The organism is Leuconostoc sp. (assembly GCF_965300815.1).
In genome coordinates this window covers 1-21,225 of the sequence record NZ_CBDKZH010000014.1, presented here as the reverse complement: position 1 = coordinate 21,225, position 21,225 = coordinate 1, and the positions used below count along the sequence as shown (strand labels likewise).

General features: G+C 43.7%; 14 protein-coding genes and 1 pseudogene. All 15 read right to left on the bottom strand.

Annotated features, from left to right (window positions below; genetic code table 11):
• Nucleotides 1-1,754, bottom strand: a 1,754-nt coding sequence (gene uvrA, locus ACW12G_RS02005) for an excinuclease ABC subunit UvrA (RefSeq protein WP_455647160.1), incomplete at its 3' end; no start/stop codon positions are given.
• Nucleotides 1,755-1,867: 113 nt separating this feature from the next.
• Nucleotides 1,868-3,871, bottom strand: a pseudogene (gene uvrB, locus ACW12G_RS02000) (excinuclease ABC subunit UvrB).
• Between the two features lie 70 nt (nucleotides 3,872-3,941).
• Nucleotides 3,942-6,098 carry an LTA synthase family protein gene (locus ACW12G_RS01995; protein ID WP_455647159.1) on the bottom strand — a complete coding sequence of 719 codons (2,157 nt, stop codon included), beginning with the start codon at nucleotides 6,096-6,098 and terminating at the stop codon, nucleotides 3,942-3,944.
• Nucleotides 6,099-6,158: 60 nt separating this feature from the next.
• Nucleotides 6,159-6,425 carry a YkuJ family protein gene (locus ACW12G_RS01990; RefSeq protein ID WP_010001201.1) on the bottom strand — a complete coding sequence of 89 codons (267 nt, stop codon included), beginning with the start codon at nucleotides 6,423-6,425 and terminating at the stop codon, nucleotides 6,159-6,161.
• Nucleotides 6,422-7,459: a lysylphosphatidylglycerol synthase transmembrane domain-containing protein gene (locus ACW12G_RS01985; RefSeq protein WP_455647158.1), complete on the bottom strand. Its 1,038-nt coding sequence runs from the start codon at nucleotides 7,457-7,459 to the stop codon at nucleotides 6,422-6,424. The genes ACW12G_RS01990 and ACW12G_RS01985 overlap by 4 nt, the downstream gene beginning before the upstream one ends.
• A gap of 20 nt (nucleotides 7,460-7,479) precedes the next feature.
• Nucleotides 7,480-8,487, bottom strand: a complete 1,008-nt coding sequence (locus ACW12G_RS01980; protein ID WP_029509888.1) for a glycosyltransferase family 4 protein — start codon at nucleotides 8,485-8,487, stop codon at nucleotides 7,480-7,482.
• A complete protein-coding gene (locus ACW12G_RS01975; protein ID WP_147000727.1) occupies nucleotides 8,488-9,714 on the bottom strand; it encodes a glycosyltransferase family 4 protein in 1,227 nt (408 codons plus the stop codon).
• A gap of 151 nt (nucleotides 9,715-9,865) precedes the next feature.
• Complete coding sequence (locus tag ACW12G_RS01970) at nucleotides 9,866-11,647, bottom strand: ABC transporter ATP-binding protein (RefSeq protein WP_455647157.1); 1,782 nt, start codon at nucleotides 11,645-11,647, stop codon at nucleotides 9,866-9,868.
• Between the two features lie 2 nt (nucleotides 11,648-11,649).
• Entirely contained in the window at nucleotides 11,650-13,368 is a 1,719-nt protein-coding gene (locus tag ACW12G_RS01965; RefSeq protein ID WP_455647156.1) for an ABC transporter ATP-binding protein, read from the bottom strand.
• 104 nt (nucleotides 13,369-13,472) lie between these two features.
• Nucleotides 13,473-15,455 (bottom strand): ABC transporter ATP-binding protein/permease, encoded by a 1,983-nt coding sequence (locus ACW12G_RS01960; protein ID WP_455647155.1) that lies wholly within the window; start codon nucleotides 15,453-15,455, stop codon nucleotides 13,473-13,475.
• A gap of 13 nt (nucleotides 15,456-15,468) precedes the next feature.
• Nucleotides 15,469-16,125: a YfbR-like 5'-deoxynucleotidase gene (locus tag ACW12G_RS01955; RefSeq protein ID WP_029509893.1), complete on the bottom strand. Its 657-nt coding sequence runs from the start codon at nucleotides 16,123-16,125 to the stop codon at nucleotides 15,469-15,471.
• 52 nt (nucleotides 16,126-16,177) lie between these two features.
• On the bottom strand, nucleotides 16,178-18,733 hold the full coding sequence (gene mprF, locus ACW12G_RS01950) for a bifunctional lysylphosphatidylglycerol flippase/synthetase MprF (RefSeq protein WP_455647154.1): 2,556 nt from the start codon (nucleotides 18,731-18,733) through the stop codon (nucleotides 16,178-16,180).
• Nucleotides 18,720-19,457 carry an alpha/beta fold hydrolase gene (locus ACW12G_RS01945; RefSeq protein ID WP_455646338.1) on the bottom strand — a complete coding sequence of 246 codons (738 nt, stop codon included), beginning with the start codon at nucleotides 19,455-19,457 and terminating at the stop codon, nucleotides 18,720-18,722. The genes mprF and ACW12G_RS01945 overlap by 14 nt, the downstream gene beginning before the upstream one ends.
• Nucleotides 19,458-19,562: 105 nt before the next feature.
• Nucleotides 19,563-19,868 (bottom strand): preprotein translocase subunit YajC, encoded by a 306-nt coding sequence (yajC, locus tag ACW12G_RS01940; RefSeq protein ID WP_455647153.1) that lies wholly within the window; start codon nucleotides 19,866-19,868, stop codon nucleotides 19,563-19,565.
• An 86-nt stretch (nucleotides 19,869-19,954) separates the two neighbouring features.
• Nucleotides 19,955-21,172, bottom strand: coding sequence for a tRNA guanosine(34) transglycosylase Tgt (gene tgt, locus ACW12G_RS01935; protein WP_455646339.1), 1,218 nt, complete (start codon nucleotides 21,170-21,172; stop codon nucleotides 19,955-19,957).
• Nucleotides 21,173-21,225 lie beyond the last annotated feature (53 nt).

Below are 21,225 nucleotides of genomic sequence, written 5' to 3'. Positions count from 1 at the left end.
GCTGGCGTCCCAGTCGCGACAATTTCGCCACCCAAGGTACCCGCACCAGGGCCGACATCAATCAAATGATCAGCAGCTAACATCGTATCTTCATCGTGTTCCACAACGACCAACGTGTTCCCTAAGTCACGCATGTTTTGCATCGATTTAAGTAACATGTCGTTGTCACGTTGGTGTAACCCAATTGACGGCTCATCTAAAACATACAACACGCCGGACAAATTAGAGCCGATTTGCGTGGCTAGGCGAATCCGTTGTGATTCACCACCCGACAATGTGCGAGCAGCACGCGACAATGTCAGATACTGCAAGCCCACGCTCGCCAAAAAGCCCAAGCGGTCTTTAATTTCTTTAATGATTGGCGCGGCAATCGTCGTATCTTGTTCACCCAGTTGAATGTCATTAAAGAATGCCAATTCTTGGTCAACTGGCAATTCCGACACTTCACCAATATGGCGACCATTAATTTTAACCGAGCGAGCCGCTTCATTTAACCGGTAGCCTTGACAAGCTTGGCAAGTCAACTCTGTCATGTAATTGGCCATTTGATCGCGGGTAAACTCTGAATTGGTTTCGTGGAAACGCCGTGAAATATTATTGATAACCCCTTCAAAAGGAATATCCACGTCACGAACACCACCAAAATCATTTTCATAATGGAAATGAAAATCCTTGGTACCTGATCCTTGTAAAATTAATCGTTGTTGTTTTTTAGGTAATGCTTTGAATGGGATATCCATATCAATGCCTGATTGTTCAGCAAATTGCCGTAACATTTCAGGATAATAATTCGATGAAATCGGATTCCAAGGCGCAATCGCCCCCTCACGTAAAGTTTTACTATCGTCTGGTACCACCAGATCAATATCAACTTCACGTGTGACACCCAATCCTTGACAAACTTCACAAGCCCCTAGTGGTGCATTAAAACTAAACAGACGTGGTTCCAAGCGCCCAACGCGAAAATCTTTTAGCTGACCCAGATAGTGATCAGAGAATTTCAATGGGGCAACCGCTGGTTCACCCTCACGCGTCACCACATCCAACTGTACTAAACCATCCGTTAAACGCACGGCGGCTTCGATGGCGTCAAATAGACGTGAGCGGGAATCATCACGTAACACAATACGGTCAATCATTACGTCAATATCATGGGCCGTTTCTTTATCTAGCGTTGGTGTTTGCGCATCCAATTCATAGATGTCACCGTCAACCCGCGCACGAATGTAGCCTTGCTTGCGCATGTTATCAAACGTCGTTTCATGTGACCCACGTTTGCCGACAATAATGGGTGCAAATACTTGCAAACGGCTGCCAATCGCCAACTGTTGATAAACATATTCAACCATTTGGTCAATGGACATCATCACTTTAGTGCCGTCGGCTAGCTCATCTGGTCGTCCAACACGCGCATATAACAAACGGAAGTAGTCATTGATTTCTGTCACCGTCCCGACAGTCGAACGCGGATTATTAGACGTTGTTTTTTGGTCAATTGAAATTGCCGGCGACAAGCCATCAATTGAATCAACATCGGGCTTATCCATTTGCCCTAAAAATTGGCGGGCGTAAGATGACAAGCTCTCGACATACCGTCGTTGTCCTTCCGCATAAAGCGTATCGAATGCCAGGGATGATTTCCCAGAACCAGATAACCCTGTGATAACCGTTAACTTATCTTTTGGAATATCCACATCGATATTTTTTAAATTTTGGGCGCGAGCGCCACGAATTTCAATATTAGTTTTCGCCATAGATTTTAAACGTTAGCCTGCTGACTACCAGCCTAACGCCTTTCCTTATCCTAAATTTCATTGCTCATTTCATTATAACAAGCACTGCCAGTGACGCTGTTATTTTGCTTATGCTACAACAAAGCTTTCAGAGACATTACGTTATCTCGCAATTGCGCAGCTTCTTCGAAATCTAGTGCTTTGGCCGCAGCTTTCATTTGATTTTCCAAATTTGCAATAATATTTTTTTGTTCGTCCTTTGGCAAATCTTTAAAGGCCACTTGCGTCAAATCAATTTTTTCACCAGTTGTTGTCTCAGTCCGGACAGAAATCAAATCTCGGATCGGCTTCTTGATCGTCATAGGGGTAATCCCATGCGTGGCATTATATTGCAGTTGAATTTCTCGACGACGTGCAGTTTCATCGATGGCTTCTTGCATCGACCGCGTCATCTTGTCAGCATACATAATCACATGACCATTGGCATTACGCGCCGCACGACCAATGGTTTGAATTAGTGACCGTGGATTACGCAAAAAGCCTTCTTTATCCGCATCAAGAATCGCCACCAAAGAGACTTCTGGCACGTCAATTCCCTCACGCAATAAGTTAATCCCAATCAACACATCGTATTTACCCAGTCGGAGGTCACGAATAATCTCTGTTCGTTCTAGTGTTTTAATATCCGCATGCAAATAAGCTACTTTTAAGCCAACATTCTTTAAATAGTCGGTTAAATCTTCCGCCATTCGCTTGGTCAAGGTCGTAATAAAGACTCGTTCGTTCTGATCAACACGCTGGTTAATTTCGCCAACCAAATCATCAATTTGTCCCATTACCGGCCGGACTTCAACTTCAGGATCCAGGAGACCAGTTGGCCGAATAATCTGTTCTGCCACATGATCTGGGGTCACCCGCTCGAGTTCATAATCACCAGGCGTTGCCGACATATAAATGATTTGGTTGACCCGTTTTTCAAACTCTGGTAACTTAAGGGGCCGATTATCTAAAGCCGACGGTAGACGGAAGCCATAATTAACGAGCGTCTCTTTCCGTGCCTTGTCGCCATTAAACATCCCGCGAATTTGTGGCATCGTCACATGGCTTTCATCCGCCACAATCAAAAAGTCATCGGGGAAGAAATCCAGCAAGGTAAAGGGTGGTTCGCCTGGTTGACGCCCATCCATCCAACGTGAATAGTTTTCAATCCCGCCAACAAAGCCCATTTCTTCTAACATCGCCAGATCATATTCCGTCCGTTGCTTAATGCGTTGCGCTTCAATTAACTTGCCTTCGGCCTCAAACTTAGCGACTTGCGCGGTCATTTCATCATTGATACCGGCTAATGCATAGCGCATTTGATCATCATTGGTCATAAAATGTTTGGCCGGATAAATGGCCACAAAATCACGCTCCGCAACCGTCTCACCCGTCAACGAATTGATTTCTCGAATGCGATCAATTTCATCCCCAAAAAACTCCACGCGTAACGCCATCTCGTCTTCTGATGCCGGGAAAATTTCCATAATGTCACCGCGAACACGGAATGTGCCACGGTGAAAATCGATGTCATTTCGCGTAAATTGCACATCGATTAAATCACGCATCAATTGTTCACGGCCATACTCATTCCCCACCCGTAAATTAATCACGTGTTCTTGATACTGGTGCGGATCACCCAAACCAAATATAGAGCTAACCTAAGCGACCACAATAACATCGTTGCGTGATAACAGTGAACTAGTGGCCGAGTTCCGCAATTGGTCAATTTCATCATTGACCGCGGAATCTTTTTCAATGAAAGTATCTGAACTTGGGACGTAGGCTTCTGGTTGGTAGTAATCATAGTAAGAAACAAAATATTCTACCGCATTATTGGGGAAAAACTCTTTTAACTCGCCATAAATCTGCCCAGCCAAGGTCTTATTATGACTTAAAACCAAGGTTGGCTTTTTGACACGTTGAATCACATTGGAAATAGTAAAAGTTTTCCCTGTCCCCGTCGCGCCCAACAGGATTTGTTCTTTCACTCCAGCATTGATGCCACGCACTAATTGGTCAATCGCTTTGGGCTGATCACCAGTTGGTTCGTACTTTGACACCACTTCAAATTCATGCTTGGCAACATTTTCACGCATAGTTTTCTTCCTTAGTCGACTTTATTTCATTATACAATAAAACGAACAAACGTTCTATTGTTTGTTCGTTTTATTTTGAGGATGAACTGGCATCCTGCCCATTATTATCGGTTGGTTTCAACTCTGGTGCATCAGTTTGATAATCACCAAGCGTTGATTTGCCTTTATTTTTAGCGAGTACACTAGATGGATTTGTCTGCTGCGCAGCCTTTAGCGACGCCAGACCAGCAGCCTTTTTGTAGTCGAGTGCTTTTTTGTTAACCGCATGGAAATCTGGTCGTGCCGTATCAAAGCGCAACAAGTCACCCGTAATGACCGCATCCGAATTTTCCAAAACTTGGTCAACATACTTTTGCGTTGGCCCCGCCATTTTTTTGAGACTTGGGTCACTGGCAAGCGTCACTTGCTCACCCGTTACGGTATTAAAGTACTGGTTGTTGTACTTCATATAGGTCGGTGTAATCCAATCCCCATCACGGAATGGCACAATCCCCTCATACTTTGGTGACAACATATCTTGCCCAAACATGATCATATTGTTATCTGGAATACCCAACAGGTCAAGCAACGTTGGCATCATATCAATTTCACCACCATACGTGTGATCTACCCCGCCCTTAAGACCGGTCGCATGAATCATGAACGGTACCTTCTGGAACTGAGCTAAATCATAGTTGGTGACTTTATCTTTGCCTAATAGCTGTGCGATAGCTGGTTGATGGTTCTCAGAAATACCATAGTGATCACCGTACAAAACAAAGACTGAATTATCATACAAGCCAGCTTTTTTCAAATAGGTCATGAATTCGCCAAAGGCTTGATCCAGATAATGCGCTGTTTGCACGTACCCATCCACAGTGTTATCGCCAGTCGTTGTGGCTGGGAAATCAATATTGGCCTTATCGAGATCATAAGGATAATGATTCGTGACCGTAATTAATTTCGCATAGAACGGTTGTGGCAATTGTTCCAGGTACTTGGCACTATCTTGCAGGAAGATTTTATCTTTTAAACCGTAGCCAATATTGAAGTTTGGCTTATCCGCATTTGGGTAATATGACTTAGAAAAGAAATAATTATAACCAAATGACTTATACGTGTTATCACGATTCCAGAAGCTCGCCACGTCCCCGTGGAAGGCGGCCGTTGTGTAACCACGCTGGCTCAATACTGCGGGGAATGATTCAAACGTATTGCTTGTCCCATACTTCACCATGGCTGATCCAGTAGAAAGCCCAAACAATGAGTTTTCTTGCATCATTTCAGCATCAGAAGTCTTCCCTTGACCAACTTGATTATAGAAGTTGTCAAAGCTCAACGTATTTTGGTCATGGTAGAACTGGTTCAAATTTGGCGTGACTTCACGTCCATCAACTTTATAATCAATCAGGAATTGTTGGAATGACTCCAAATGGATCATGAAGACATTCTTACCTTTTTGCGTCCCATAATATTCCAGATTATCTGGTAATTGCTGACTCGCAACAAACTGTTTAACCTTGGTTAAATCAGCTGGCTTCGCGCGCTTCCGACTCTCCGTTTGATTATAAGTTTGGACAGCGTTGAAGACCGCATACTCATTTAGACCAAGATACTTCACAATATAGTTGTTATCAAATGATCGCGTGAGCAACCCTGAACGATCAGCCGAGGCAATCCCGTAATCGACAAACATTAAGGCGACACCAAGCAACGTTGTCAAAACAGCAAAACGGCGTTGTACCCCTTTACGGTCAATCGTCAATTGCTTAAAGAGGACCAAGCCGATTAAAATCACAATGTCCAGAAATACCATGTAATCTGACCAGTGAATAATAGCAACAATCGACTTTCCTAAGTTATTCCCTGTTGAACTACCAGAACCCAAAATGCCCATTGAGAGGAAATCAGAAAATTCACGGTAATACAAGATATTGGCAAACAACCACAGGGATTGAATGAAATTAAACAAAATTGCGATCCAGTAACTCAAGACGCCTCTAAAATAAAGCGCAATACTTAAGAGGACAATCGCTGTTGGCCATGGATTTAAGAATAACAAAAACTGCTGCGTTGGCCCATCAGCACCAAGATTGAAATTCATATGGTAGTTCACAAACGTTTTGAACCAAACGAGCACAACGTTCAACACAAAGAACCACACAAGCGGTGCGGAGGTATCCATTGTCTGCTTAATCTTCAGCCAAATGGCTTTCGGTTTGGGCACTTTATTGAGCAAATTTCGCATATTTTTTTCCTTCACATACGTCGTCACATCACCGGATAATCTATCGGTCAGCCTGCGTATTTAAAATATTAATTTAAAATCATGGAGGACATCATAAACTTCAATCGCAACCAAGTCAATATCATCAAATTGAAATTGACGCACTTCGCGATGTTCATGGACCGTCCAAATTTGTGTGAGTTGATCATAGTCAACTTGCACGGCTTCAATACCAAAAGCATCAAAACGGCGCGTTTGATACGGCGTATCCGTCGCATCAACCATTGCCCGTAACCGTGCCAAAATTTGCTTTAAGTCACTCACCGGATACGTTTTTTCAACTGTCATGGTCGCTCCTCTCTACTAACTGATCGCGCAGGTACCATATAGGCAATAATACCAGCAAACAGACCAAAATAGTACGTAATGAGACGCCAAATTAAGATCACCAAAATTAACGTTGCTGGATTTTTAACAAATGGTGAAAATAGCAATTGGAAACTCAATTCCGCGCCCCCAACCCCACCAGGAATTGGGAACAGGGAAATAACCATCACAATCATGATGTTCATTGTGATAATTAACCAAGGATTCACCTGGGCATAACCGAACGCGCGAATAACAAAATACGGAATGAGATAAAAAACCATCAATTGCAACACGGTAAACACCGTAGCGCCGACCAATGATTCCCAACTGCTAATCACGCGCCGTGACTCACGATGAAAATTGGCAACTTTCTGGGTAACCGTGGACAATAACTTGTCATACCGCTCACGCGATAACATTTTTTGGAACATCGGTGCCACCATATCCACTAATTTGAGCGTCAATGCTGGCAAGAACATGACTAACAGGATACCGATAATCACGACGGCATGAATCGCAATGGCAAATGGAATAAAATTAGCAAATGTGGGGTCAACCTGTCCGTAAATAAAATGTTCCGCCGAAAAGTAACCTATGATAAAGAATACCACGACGACCACTTGGTAAACTAAAAACTTCATGAGAATGACGGACATGGCGCGTCCAGCTTCAACACCAGCACGCGTCATCCCAAACAATTGCGCTGGTTGGCCACCAGTCGCAAACGGTGTTAAGCCTGTACCAAGTAAATTAAGCAATGGCACACGTAACAAAGCTATGACAGATGTCTTGTGACGATCTGATTTGTTGAGCATGACATAAGTGGCAATCGCCTCAAGCAAAATGGACAACAGCATCATGACCAGTCCCCCGACTAGCCACCGCCAGTCAAGGTGCTTTAACGCCAAATTGAGTTGATAACCTTTACCACGTAATTCTGTTGTCAAAAAATAAACAACAACACCAGTCAATATCACGACAACAATAGCAGAAACTTTATCTGTTTTAGACATATTCTCCTCCTTGCCCGTGACTACCCTTCTAAGACTGCCTCATAAACTTGTTGTAACTGCTGGCCAATTGCTGGTAAATTCCGAGCAACCGCTAATTCATAGCCAGCCGCACTCAAATCCGGTAATTCGCCGTTTAATATTTTGACCATTTTAACATCAAAATCCTCAAGATCCTTGGCTTGATAGCTATTCACCCCATCTTGTAACCAAGGCTTATAGACGGGAATATCACGCACGAGCACCTTTTGTTTGGATGCCAAGGCTTCTAAAACAACAATGCCTTCCGTTTCTTCAAAGGACGGATATAAAAATAAATCTGCGCCCTGATAGGCACCTTGGATGACCTCTCCAGTAATATAACCTGGGAAAATCAAATTCCGCGGATGGTCGCCTTTAATTAACCGACTAATTTTAGCGGGAACCAGGCGCAAATCCGTATACCCAAACCAAATAAAAACGTATTCGGGATGGCGTTGCGCTAAGGTGACAAAATCTAAAATCCCTTTACGCTCAAAAAATAACCCCACGCTCATCACAACTTTTTGATCTGGTGACAAATCAAAATACGTTCTAAATTTAGCAACTTTATCCGCGTCTGGGGCATATTTATCGAGGGGAATCCCATTAGAAATTGGCGTGATGGGTTGTGATAACCGATACCCGCGCAACAACTGCTTAGAATAAGGGGTTGGTGTAATCAACGCATCCGCCTTTTGATATAGCGACACCAAATACCGCTTAAATAACGGTGCAATCAGATTTGAACCGGTAAATGAATTTCTAAAATCTTCATAAGTGGAGTGGCCATGATAGACAACCTTTTTGCCCATTTTATGAGCCGCATTCACCATGTGGTGGCTCTTCACGCCGTAGGTATTGATGTGTAAGACATCATAATCCTGCGACTTTGGATCCGTTGTGACGGTCACATCCGTATAGCTCAAAGCAGCCTGTTGCAACTTTAAAGCACGCCCAATGCCAGATTTTGCAATCCACTTTTGGTTTTCAAAATACAGTAAAACTTTCACCTAATTTCTCCTAAATGGATTTCGTAAGATCCGCTTCATGTAACCCACTTCATCATCCGTTGGATATTCATCTTCTGCATCGTCAGAATGATAATTGTCCAAAACGTCCTGGTAAAAAGCCAACATCCGTGTTGCAAAAGTATCGGCGTCAACATCTTGCATTTTATTTTGACGTAACGCGTGATCAGCTGACGTCATTGGGCGCGTGAGGTATTTTTCAATCCCTGCCAACAATTCGTCATAATCTGACACTAATGTCCCGATGGCGTCATCATCCACCAAGTTATCAAGATAAGGTGAGTGCATCGCCACAAACGGCCGATCAGACGCGATTGCTTCAATGAACGTGAGCCCTTGGGTTTCTGTATCAGATGAGCTCACAAAAACATTGCACATCTGATAATAGTCGGTCACATCATCGTGATCAACCATCCCAACAAATAACACTTCCTCGGTTAAGTTCAATTCGGCTACTTGCTCTTCAAGCGCCTTACGTGCTGGACCATCCCCAGCAATCACTAAACGGGCATCTGGTTGCGTTTGCAATAATTCTGAAAAAGCAGAGATTGTTAACGCCACGTTCTTTTCAAACGCTAAGCGACCTAGTGACAAAATTACGGGTTGTTCGGGGGTAAACCCAAACTTTTCTCGTAGATTAACCCGTGAACCGCCACGTCTTGGCATTTCAACACCTGTTGGAATAATACGCATCGGTGCCTTGACGCCATAACGAATCAGGGTTTCTTGTACCAGTTGAGAGGGTGCGACGACCCCAGACATCCCCAACATATAGGCTTTCATCAATGTGCCAACGCCTTTAGGCCCAATTAATAACCCTTTTGCCACGTAATGCGTGTAATCTTCATACATGGTATGGTACGTGTGAATAGCTGGTATTTTAAGTTGACGGGCCACAAATTTACCCATCAAACCAAGCGAGAACTCTGTTTGGGTATGCACAATATCTAATTCAACAGATTTTGCAATTTCAACGGCCTGAATTAACCCACGAAACGCTAAGCGACGATCTTTAAAGCCAACATAAGGCACACTCGAAAAACGATAGATATGGGGTTCAAACTTATTTTTAGACACTTTCGGATCAGTTGAAGTGAAAATATAGACTTGGTGGCCTTGCGCTTCAAGTGCATCTTTTAATGTTTTGATCGAAGTCGCCACACCACTGACTTGTGGAAAATACGTATCCGTAAAGAGACCAATATTCATTGTGTCCTCCAAAGTTTATATAGACATTAAACTTTCGGTAAATAGCAATACTACAATTATAGCATAAAATATTTTGACAACTAAACAACGGCTGACAGCCGTTTCGCCTTGAATTCAAACAAAAAAAGCCACGGCTAACCGTGACTTTTTACTAGTCAAAAACCATTTGATTATGATAAAGTTCCGCATAAAAACCGTTTTCTGCGACCAGTTCGTCATGTGTCCCTTCTTCAATCACCTTGCCGTCTTTTAAGACCACAATCTTATCTGCCCCTAGAATCGTCTTCAAACGATGGGCAATCACAAAGCTCGTCCGACCAGCAATCACATTATCCATCGCTGCTTGGATGCGCGCTTCCGTCACCGTATCAACGTTTGACGTCGCTTCATCTAATATTAAGAAATCAGGATTAGTTAGAATTGTGCGGGCAATCGACAATAATTGTTTTTGCCCCGTTGAGAAAACAGAACTTTCGTCATTGACTGTCGTCTGATAACCATCCGGTAAACTCATGATAAAGTCATGAATATTAGCTTGCTTGGCCGCATCAATCATGTCGTCATCACTAGCTGTTGGCCGACCAAATTTGATGTTATCGGCCACTGTTCCGGTAAACAAGACAGAATCTTGTAGCACAATCCCGACATGATCACGCAATGATTTCAAATCTAATTGCCGAACATCAACCCCATCAAAGGTAACCGAACCACCCGTCACATCATAAAAACGGTTTATCAAATTCATAATAGTCGTTTTACCAGACCCAGTTGGCCCGACTAACGCTACCATCTGACCCTTTTTCACATCAATCGACACACCGTGTAGAATTTCTTTGTCTGGTTGATAGCCAAAATGGACATCGTTTAACGCGACTTCGTGCTTCAAATTGGTGAGTTGTTGGCCATCTTTTGGCGACACTTCTTCTGGTTGATCATGCACATCAGACACCCGCTGTGCCCCCGTCATAGCCAGTTGCAACATGTTATAAATCGACGTGATTTGCGTAATGGGTTGATAATATTCTTGTGAATAGTTAACAAACACGACAATCAATCCCAGACCGACCGCCTTATCCATCCCATCATGCACCACTAACCAAGAGCCAAAGAAAATCACAATCGCCAAGTTCAGTAAAGATAGCCCCTGCATCAACGGGAAGAGCAAACCAGAATAAACTTGTCCCTTAAACGTCGCTTGTTTCACTTTTTCATTATAAGGCAAGAAACCAGCCACCGACGCTTGTTGCAAGCCTTGCGTGATAATCACTTTTTCACCATTGATTTGTTCGTTGATGTAGCCGTTCATTTCACCAATGGCTTCTTGTTGCTTGTTAATATTTTTGCGAGCTTGCATAATGACAAACCCCGCAACCAAAATGGCCAATGGTGTCGAGGCCATCGTGACCCAGGCTAGCTTGACATTTTGGCCAAACATCATCCAAATGACCCCAATATAGAGGATTGCTTGCGAAAGCAATTCAAAGATGGCTTGGTTCATCGCATTGAAAATGTTATCCAAATCAGACGTAAACAACGACAAAATTTTACCATCTTGATGGGTATCAAAATATTTGATGGTCATCCGTTGTAGCTTACCAAATAAGCCAATACGCATTTGCCCCGATGTTTTAGCTGAAATTCTTGACGACAAAAAGCTAGAGATAAACATTGTCCCCGCTGATAACGTAAAGCAAATCATCATAGCAATCAATGCATTGTAAAATGGCGTCTTGCTGGCAATCGCATGGGTTGCCGGATTCATCACGTCACCAAGATAACGGGAGAGTTCTGTAATCGCCTGTCCCATATAAACGGGTGCTTTGACTTGGAAATAAGTCGATAGCATCGTGACAACCACCACAAAACCGAGGCTCAGCCAGTAGCGTTTCAAGTAACGATAGAAATAGCGCATTGCGCGTTGAAAATCATGCATGCTTACTCACCACCTTCTGCCTTTTGCGTCTCATAAATTTCCCGATAAATGGCTGAAGATGCCAACAATTCCGCATGCGACCCACTGCCAACTAAGCGGCCGTCATCTAGTACCAAGATGCGATCGGCATGCAAGACAGAGCTGATTTTTTCAGCAATCACAATCGTTGTCGTGCCAGCTAATTCTTTATCAAGTGCTTCTTGCACCAGCTTTTCCGAACGTGCATCCAAAGCTGAGGTTGAATCATCTAAAATCAAAATTTTAGGGGATCCAACAACCCCACGGGCAATCGACAAACGCTGTTTCTGACCACCAGAAAAGTTCGCTGATCGTTCTTCAACCAGATGTTCAAACCCATCTTCATAACGATTCACGAATTCCGCTGCTTGCGCAATTTCAGCTGCACGTTGGAATTCAGCTGAAGTGGCATCTGGTTTCCCTTGCCGAAGATTATCTGAAATTTTCCCACTAAATAAAATGGCCCGTTGCAGGACAAATGACACCGCTGAACGCAATGACTTTTCATTGACGTCCTTCAAATTGACACCACCCACTAAGACCTCACCTTTAGTCGGGTCATAGAGCCGTGGAATCAACTGAGCTAATGTCGTTTTTCCTGATCCAGTTGCCCCAACAATACCGACCATTTCACCCGCTTTAATCTTAAATGAAATATCGGTCAAAGCAGGTTGTGTATCACCTGGATACGTAAAGGAGACATTTTCAAACGCCACATCGCCGGTTAAATCAACCGCTGGCGCATTCGGATTGAATGTCAAATCAGGCTTAGTATCAAAGATTGCCTTAATTCGGCCTAATGACACAAAACCACGTGACGCAAAGGTTGACATCATCCCCCCAATCAAAATGGCAAAAAAGATTTGCATTAGGTAGGCGATAAATGATGTAATCGCAGCCAAATCTTCTGGATGAGCAACCACACTTTGGCCCACAAACCAGACTGAAGCCCCAATGGCAACATATGAAATCAACATAAAGATTGGAATCATAGTTGAGAACAGATAACCAATCATCATGTTCACGCGCGTCAATTCATCGGAATTATCCGTAAAATGCACTGTTTCGTTTGCTTCTTGGTTAAATGATTTGACGACACGAATCCCTTGTAAATCTTCCTTGGCTAACGTATTCGTCCGATCAATTAAATGTTGAATTTTAGCAAAATACTTCCCCATTTGCTTAAAGACAACTTGTGAAGACAGGACAATCAAGACCACCATTAAAATCACAATCCACCATAACCGTGGTAGTGTCATTAAAGCCAGAATAAAGGCACCTAAAAAGAGGATAGGAATTCGCGTCAAGGTCTGGAGAAACATCATGACGAGTTGTTGCACTTGATTGACATCGTTGGTCATCCGCACGACCAAATTACCCGCTGAAAAGGCTTCAATATTACCAAATGAAAAAGATTGAATTTTACGATACTCATCGGCCCGGATATCGGCAGCAATCCCCTGAGAAACCTTGGCGGCAAAAATGGTATTGATGACCCCAGCCAGTAACCCAATCACGGCCAAACTAATCAACGCAATCCCGTTTGACCATACGGCTTGTTGATTATCTGCAATAATGGCATTCATCACCTGTTGCAATAACCGTGGTTGCCACAAAGAGGCACCCGCCATAATGACCACGGCAAGCATTGACAAGGCAATCTCGCGGCCGTAAGGTTTGGCGTGTTTTTTTAAAATCTGCATTCTTTACTCCTTTGAATCTGATGCGTTATCACGTCATCATTTAATAGCCGATCGGATCGCATAAAAAAGTGCAGTTGCCTGCACCTTTTATGTCTCACCATCGCTTAATCTGCTGCTAACGCATCAATTGTATTGAGTTTTGCTGCCCGTCGTGACGGTACAAAGCTAGCAACGAGTGCGATGAACAAAGCGATCACAACGGCAAAAATGACGTTGCCAATCGACACTTGTACGATATCAAAATGAATGAGGCCTTTCAGGGCGCTATTCATGAGCATTTGGACAACATATGCCATCGCAATGCCCAAAGCAGCTGCAATCAAACCAATTAACAGCGCTTCGTTAGTGAATAGTCCACGAATATCCTTCGCGCGTGCACCAAGAGCGCGTAAGACGCCAATTTCTCGGGTACGCTCAGACACGGACATGTAAGTCGTCACAATAATCATAATGGCTGAAACAAGCAATGAAATACCGGCAATGGCTGCCAAAACATAAGATGCCAAACTTGTAATTGTATTGACGGTGCTGAGAATCTCATCGACTGAGACGCCCACAAAGACTTGTTGGCCATTCGCTTTGACTGCGTTAATACGTGCCATGGTTGCTTTCACGCGCGCTGTATCTTTGATTTCAACGGCAGCAAAGTTCGCATCCGCTACGGCATGGTTTGCCGTTAAGTCACGTTGAATCGTTTGCCAATTTTGGATAAATAAGGCGCCTGATTGCCCCCCACTCGTGATGCCACCAATTTTGGCTGTTGTTTTAATCATCACAGGTTGGTTATTGGCATCATATGCCATATAACTAAAGGCAATATCTTGGCCGATAAGTTGCCGATAATTTGGCTGAATTTTCTTGGCAAAATCACGATCAATCAAGACTTCACCATTTTTGGGTTGGTGACCGGCCTTAATAATTTTATCGGAATACTGCGGCGTCCAAGATACCAGCTGTACGGGTTCCGAACGCACTTGACCAGCGGTGAAAATCGCATTGTTGTATTGGCCACCAGGATAAACCGCACTCACACCTGATACCCCACGCAATTGTTTTAATAACTGGCCATCCAATGTTGTGCTGGTATAGTTGGTCGCCCTCGCCTGCATCGTGGCGCGCATGCGTTCTGTTGCAGGTGCTTGTTTATCAGTTGTAGTATTGCGTAAAACGCTTTGATAGTTTGGATTGACCAACGCATCGACTTGATCCCCAATGTAGCTTTTGACCCCATTTCCCAAGCCAAGAAAGAAAATGACTGAGAAAACACCAATGGCCGAACCAAACACAATCAAAAAGTTTTGTAACTTTTTGTATTTCAGATGATCAAACGCCATATTCCAAACGGCCCGACGGCGTAATGGCCGTGAGTGTAACCGGTGCGTTTCTGCTGGTACTGGGAACTTTGGCTTTAAGATTTGTTCACGATCAATGACACCATCCGCCATGTGCACAATGCGCGTCCCATAATCAGCCACGGCTTGCGAATGGGTCACCACAATCACTAATTTACCTTCTTGGGCAATTTGCTCAAGTAAGGCCAACACTTCAGCCGTGTTAACCGCGTCAAGGGCACCCGTTGGTTCATCGGCAATCATAATATCTGGATCAGCGGCCAATGCTCGCGCAATGGCAACACGTTGCTTTTGACCACCAGATAGTTGCGAGGGATACTTGTGAATATGATCAACTAAGCCGACCTTGGTTAGTAATTCAGTGGCACGTTGTCGGCGTTCACGTGATGATAACGTCGTCATATTCAAGCTCGTTTCGACATTTTCCAAGTTAGTTTGATAATTAATCAGGTTGAAGCTTTGGAAAATATAGCCGATTGTTTCACGGCGATAAACGTCTAACTTTTTGGCTTGCGTGTGGTCCAAGGTTTCCCCATTGACCATCACCTGACCTTCAAAGTTACGATCCAAGCCACCAATAATATTCATCAGCGTGGATTTACCACCACCTGATTCCCCTAAAATCGACACAAATTCGCCTTTTTCAAAGCTCAAGTTAATCCCTTTTAAAACCGGAAAAGCTGTTTTACCGATGTAATACGACTTTCTAATATCGTGTAATTCTAAAAATGCCATTGTTGCCTCACTTTCAATCTGCTGGGGTCACTGCTGCAAAGTCAGGCAATAACTGCTTGGCTAAGTCATATAATTGTTGCTTGCTAATAAAATCTTCGGCAAAAATATCCGGTAAAATGTCGGTAGCAATGTACTTCACACTCGCCATCGTCTTAAATTCAGCCAAGGATTGGAGACTGCTTTCAAAAATATTCACAAAAACAGGTTCTGGATTAAACTTGACGAGCTCACCGTATGCTTCATACAGCAAATCAACCTTATCGGCAATCGATAAAATTTTGCCTTCGATGGTGTCATCCTTCCCTTCACCTAGACGGCGGGTATACGCTGCCTGAAACTCTTTAGGGATTTCAGTTTTGATGAAATTTTCCGTCATGGTCTCTTCCACGTCAGCAAGCATCGCCCGCAAATCCGCCGTGGCATATTTAACCGGCGTTTTAATATCACCAATAAAGCGTTCGGTGTAATCGTGATTTAAGGCCTTCTCATAGACTGATTGCCAATTAATCGTCGCGCCATTTTGCTCTTCCACATCCGCTAAAAACTGCGCAATTTGGGCAACTTTCCAAGAATGCGCCGCCACGTTGTGCGGTTGATACTTAAAAAAGCCCGGTGCACGGTTAATCAGTTCTAATTGATTTAATCCCATAAAATATTCGTGCATTGGCATGATCATTCTCGTGTGTCACGCAACAAACTTGCGAGGTGACACACGTTCCTCCTTATTGTTCAGAATCGTTATCTTCATCATACACGACTTTGATTTCTGGTGCACATGCCACACCCTTATTATCAATTTTCAAGAGGCCAATCATAACCATGATAATCCATGACTTTCTTGAGTACGCAATGTACATGGGCACCCAATATTTCGTAAATTTACGTTTGTAGTGATGCAACCCTTCAAATGAATAAACTTTTGACCCAAATTGGTATACCAAATTAGCTAACCGCTCGCGACCAAAACTCTGGCGATGTTGGCCAACGTTGGCCAGCGGTGACATCCCCAAATTCAACGTTGTCAACCCTTTTTCCTTGGCATAGGCAATCGTGTTCACAAACAACACATCCATCACACCATTTGGTGCTTGCTTGGTAAAACGCATCAAGTCAACAGCCAATTGTTGTTCGGTATGTGACGTTACCAGCGTGGCAAAGGCTTCGATTTGGCCATCTTTTTCTAAGACGGCAATTGGATAGCGTTGCAGATAATTCTCGTCAAAGAAGCCTAATGAATACCCTTTTTCTTCACGACCCGCTAACCATTCATCACTAATTGCCCGTAATTGTGCCATCACTTCGCCACTAAATGGTGGCTGCAATACTTTAAATTCAAAGCCGGCGCGATTGGCTTGATTAATCACGGAACGCACATTTTGCATTTTCTTACCGGCAGTTGAGAATTCTGTGACGATAACATGCGCTTCTTCACCTAGCTTAAAGAAATCATAGCCAAATTCATGCGCCAACATGGCAATCCGTTCACTGACTTCATAAAATACCGGCACATAACTTAAAACATCCGCCTCATCCACGAACTGTTGCATCGCATCAGCGAAATACGTGGCGTCGCCAAACGGATCGCCCATCACCATTGCTTGATTATTAATCACGCGGAATTGTAGGCCAACGCGATCTTGTCCATCAACCTGATAGAAGTAAAAACGTTTGTCACCCAAAAAGGCCAAGTTGGTATAATGCGTATCTCCAATTGCTAATAACCGTTGCAAGCGCGCTTCATCAAACGGCACCCCAAGTTGTTGCTTGTGGGCACGGAGGTAGCGTGACAACAACAGACTAAAGACTGTCACCACCAAAATAATGGCGGTTCCCATGAGCCACCAGTGCACTGACGGCAATAAACCAAGATGCGTTAAGCGCTGAAAATGGTTTTTAACAATCGGTGCATCAATCATACCAAGCAGTAAATAACTGATAATGAGTGCACCCCAAATGGTGCCATCAATCACCTGTTGCTGCCAAGAGTGGATAAATTGTTTGCGATACAACGTTTTCTTACTAAAGATAAAGCCAACCAAGAGCAACCCAAAGATGATAACTGGCAAAATTTGCCGATAAGACATATACGCATAAATGACCACCAAGACGAGTAAAACAATCGTCGAATAATAAGCGCGTTGCACTCGATTGGCCACGCCACGCGCACTAATAAGTAAGAGAAAACCCAATAAAATATTTGGCAGCTGGTTGGCAAGCGCAAATGTAATTGGCCATGGCCGTAGATGATGTAGGATGGTCACCCGTTGCATGATACCTGGCATTGTCCCGGACAAAACTAACAAAATACCTGACAAATATAACGCAATAGTCGTCAAGCGATGCGTCACCGACAAGGCAACATAGTGTGGTACCCCACGATATTCACGATTGATTTTGCGAGATAACCGGTAGCAAAACAAGACAATGGCACTAAACAATGGCAGCATGTTGTAAACCAGGCGATACAAAATCAGCCAAACCACCACTTTTTCAATATCCACTGATAAGCCTGATAGCATCAATAGCAACGACACATCAAGTGAGCCCCAAGTTCCTGGTGTCATCGTCACCAGCGCAATGGTATTGGCAATGGTGAACAATAACATCATCATAGCAATTCGGACATCCACGCCAATCGTAAGCCCAATCGTCACAAATAACGCCATTTGGATGGCAAAGGTTAAGACCGCATTACTCGTGAGCAAGACAAAGGCACGCTGTGTCATCCCCGACCAGAAATTAAACCGGGGGATAAGTGAGATGATGCCGACCACCACCGCAACAGCGAGCAAAACCATCAACCAAATCAGATTATCGTCAAAGTCGGGGATGACATTTAACCAGATGGCTACAATTGCCATCACACTGGCGATAAACAACCCACCTAAACTCAAAACATACATCTGAATATAGGGCTTTAACCGGCCACCATTTTTTTGATCAGCAAACCAAATGCGGCGCAACAAGACCCCGACTGTCCCAACGAACCCAGCATTAATATTAAACACATTAATCAGCCATGACCGTTGCAACAATTCAGGCATCTCAATTTGATAGTGCTGCCATTTGGCTAAGATCACGTCGTTTAACACGGTTGGCAACACCGCAATAAAACCTAAAATCATCAATAAAATCGCTTGCCACCAATAAATATCATTGATGGTTGAAAAAATCATATCCCAGGTAATTTCTCGGGTCATATAAATCGTCTGCCCAATCAAAATCAGGGTCACAGCTGGCACAATCAACCGTGATAAGAGTTGTTTAAACTTTTTCATGCTCTTCTCCTTGTTGTAAAAATGGTAAGACTAACGCACTAAATTTTTTTGGATTGGTGTAAGTCACAAAATGGCCACCGCGTGGAATAATCATGACTTCTGCATGCGGTAAAATCGCTGCAATACGTTCAATATGCCGCTTTTTCACTAAATCAAACCGGCCGATGACCAACAATGTTGGTGCCGAAATGCGCTCTAAGTCTCGTCGACTAATATTGAGTGGTTCACTCATCACATGCAGCTGTTTATAACGCCGTTTAGCATAATGATTAATCGGGGCTAGTAACCGCATCAAAAACTGCGCCGTGCGATCAAACCACCAAAGCACTTGATAGACCCCTTTTTTGGATAAGTTGGGGGCATTAAGGACGAGACGGGTCACGCGTTTAGGATAAAGCGTGGCATACTTAATCCCAATATTGGCGCCATCACTATAGCCCAGTATATACAGCGTCTCAATTTGCTCGGTTTGGCGAATGGCCTCGATATCAGCTACCATGTCATCAAAGGTAATCCGCCGCTGCGTATTGGACGAACGCCCATGTCCTCTGGTATCGATTGCAATCACATGAAAGTATTGGGCATATTGGGTAATTTGCGGCCGAAAATAACGGGCCGAGCCACCATTCCCATACAGCAGAAACAAGGTTTGGTGTTGGCGATCCCCAAATTCATCATAGACAATTTTTGTGCCATCTGGTCGTTGAATTGTTTTTGTTTTCATGATTATTTGCCACCATTCAAAAAAGAGAGCAATATGCTCTCTTTATCATAACGTTTACATGTAGGATAGTTAGTTAGTGTTAACAATCTTATCTTCAGATATTATTTATGAAGACTTCAGATCATTCACAACAACCTTTTCGCCAGCTGCAGGTGCTTTTGGCTTGATTGTGCGAATAGCGGCCAAGTCAAACGTCAAAATAACGCCTTCGGCGTCCAAATCAACAGTCTTAGCGACCTTATCCACGCTATCAACAACGGCGTGCAAACCACCGATTGTCACAACTTCAGATCCTTTTTCAAGGCTGTTTTGACGTTCTTCTTGCGCAGCACGTTGCTTCTTTTGTTGGCGGTTCATAAACCAAAACATACCAACAATCAGAATAAGTGGGAGGATTAAGTTTGCATTCATGGTAATTTGTCCTACTTTCTAGAATAGGTCTGCCATTTTCTGGTCAGACACTCTATTTTCATTATATCAAAAATTCACGCTGTTTTTTAGAATAAGCGTGCATTCGGCTTATTATAGCCATATTCTTCCATCACTGTTTCTCGAAAGGCCAATAATTCATCATTTTCAATCGCTGTGCGCATATCTTCCATAAACTGCAACAAGAAGCGCAAGTTATGTTGCGAAGCGAGTTGAGCCCCAAGAATTTCGTTTGCGTTAAACAAGTGGTGCAAATACGAACGCGTCAAATTCTGGAATGGGTTATACGTTGGATCATCAAATTGTGCTTTATTGCCAAATTGTTCACGACGAATTGGATTAGGTGAGTAGTAGCTTAAATCCGGATCCAAAGGGGTAAAGTCATGCTTATACTTTGAATTCTTAATGACCACACGACCATAGCGCGTCATCAAGGTACCCTTACGGGCTATTCGTGTTGGGAGCACCGAATCAAACATATCAATCCCGCGAATAACCCCATCAATCAAGGAATCAGGTGCCGCCACGCCCATCAAATAACGCGGCTTATCTTCTGGCAACAATGGCATCGTAAAGTCCAAGACACGATTCATTTCAGTTTTCGACTCCCCAACAGACAAGCCACCAACGGCATACCCTGGCAAATCCAGGCTCACGAGGCCATTAGCAGATTCTGTCCGTAAGGCTTTAAAGCCTGCCCCTTGCACAATGCCAAACAAAGCCTGGGTATCTGGATTTTTATGCGCAATTTGCGCCCGTTCCGCCCAACGTAATGATCGTTGCATCGATTCTTTGATATAGTCATAACTTTCAAAATAAGGAATGGCTTCATCCAGTTGCATCATCACATCAGAACCCAAATTGTTCTGAATGCGCATCGCCACTTCAGGTGATAAGAACATCTTATCCCCGTTCACATGGTTTTGGAAGGTTACCCCTTCTTCTTGCAACTTCCGGGCGTCAGAAAGTGAAAAAACTTGAAAGCCGCCAGAATCCGTTAAGATGGCTTGATCCCAACCCATATATTTGTGGAGCCCACCGGCTTCAGCGATCAATTCATCCCCTGGTCGAACCCACAAATGATAGGTATTACTCAAAATAAATTGCGCACCGATATCTTTGAGTTCCCGTGTCCCAACGCCTTTAACAGCGCCTTGAGTCCCCACTGGCATAAACATCGGCGTCTCAAACGTTCCGTGTGGGGTATGAATCCGGCCACGACGTGCGCCCGTATATTTTTCAGTATGCAGATGTTCGTACCATACTGCTGGTTTTTCTGTTGTCATATTGTTATGGGCTTTAGCCCTGACTGACTAGCTGTCAGGGCAACAGCTTATCC

What these genes read in the sequence shown, in the direction of transcription:
- ACW12G_RS01995 (WP_455647159.1), bottom strand. Translation starts at nt 6,098, where the DNA reads ATGCGAAATTTGCTCAATAAAGTGCCCAAACCGAAAGCCATTTGGCTG.
- ACW12G_RS01990 (WP_010001201.1), bottom strand. Translation starts at nt 6,425, where the DNA reads ATGACAGTTGAAAAAACGTATCCGGTGAGTGACTTAAAGCAAATTTTG.
- ACW12G_RS01985 (WP_455647158.1), bottom strand. Translation starts at nt 7,459, where the DNA reads ATGTCTAAAACAGATAAAGTTTCTGCTATTGTTGTCGTGATATTGACT.
- ACW12G_RS01975 (WP_147000727.1), bottom strand. Translation starts at nt 9,714, where the DNA reads ATGAATATTGGTCTCTTTACGGATACGTATTTTCCACAAGTCAGTGGT.
- ACW12G_RS01970 (WP_455647157.1), bottom strand. Translation starts at nt 11,647, where the DNA reads ATGCATGATTTTCAACGCGCAATGCGCTATTTCTATCGTTACTTGAAA.
- ACW12G_RS01965 (WP_455647156.1), bottom strand. Translation starts at nt 13,368, where the DNA reads ATGCAGATTTTAAAAAAACACGCCAAACCTTACGGCCGCGAGATTGCC.
- ACW12G_RS01960 (WP_455647155.1), bottom strand. Translation starts at nt 15,455, where the DNA reads ATGGCATTTTTAGAATTACACGATATTAGAAAGTCGTATTACATCGGT.
- ACW12G_RS01955 (WP_029509893.1), bottom strand. Translation starts at nt 16,125, where the DNA reads ATGCCAATGCACGAATATTTTATGGGATTAAATCAATTAGAACTGATT.
- mprF (WP_455647154.1), bottom strand. Translation starts at nt 18,733, where the DNA reads ATGAAAAAGTTTAAACAACTCTTATCACGGTTGATTGTGCCAGCTGTG.
- ACW12G_RS01945 (WP_455646338.1), bottom strand. Translation starts at nt 19,457, where the DNA reads ATGAAAACAAAAACAATTCAACGACCAGATGGCACAAAAATTGTCTAT.
- yajC (WP_455647153.1), bottom strand. Translation starts at nt 19,868, where the DNA reads ATGAATGCAAACTTAATCCTCCCACTTATTCTGATTGTTGGTATGTTT.
- tgt (WP_455646339.1), bottom strand. Translation starts at nt 21,172, where the DNA reads ATGACAACAGAAAAACCAGCAGTATGGTACGAACATCTGCATACTGAA.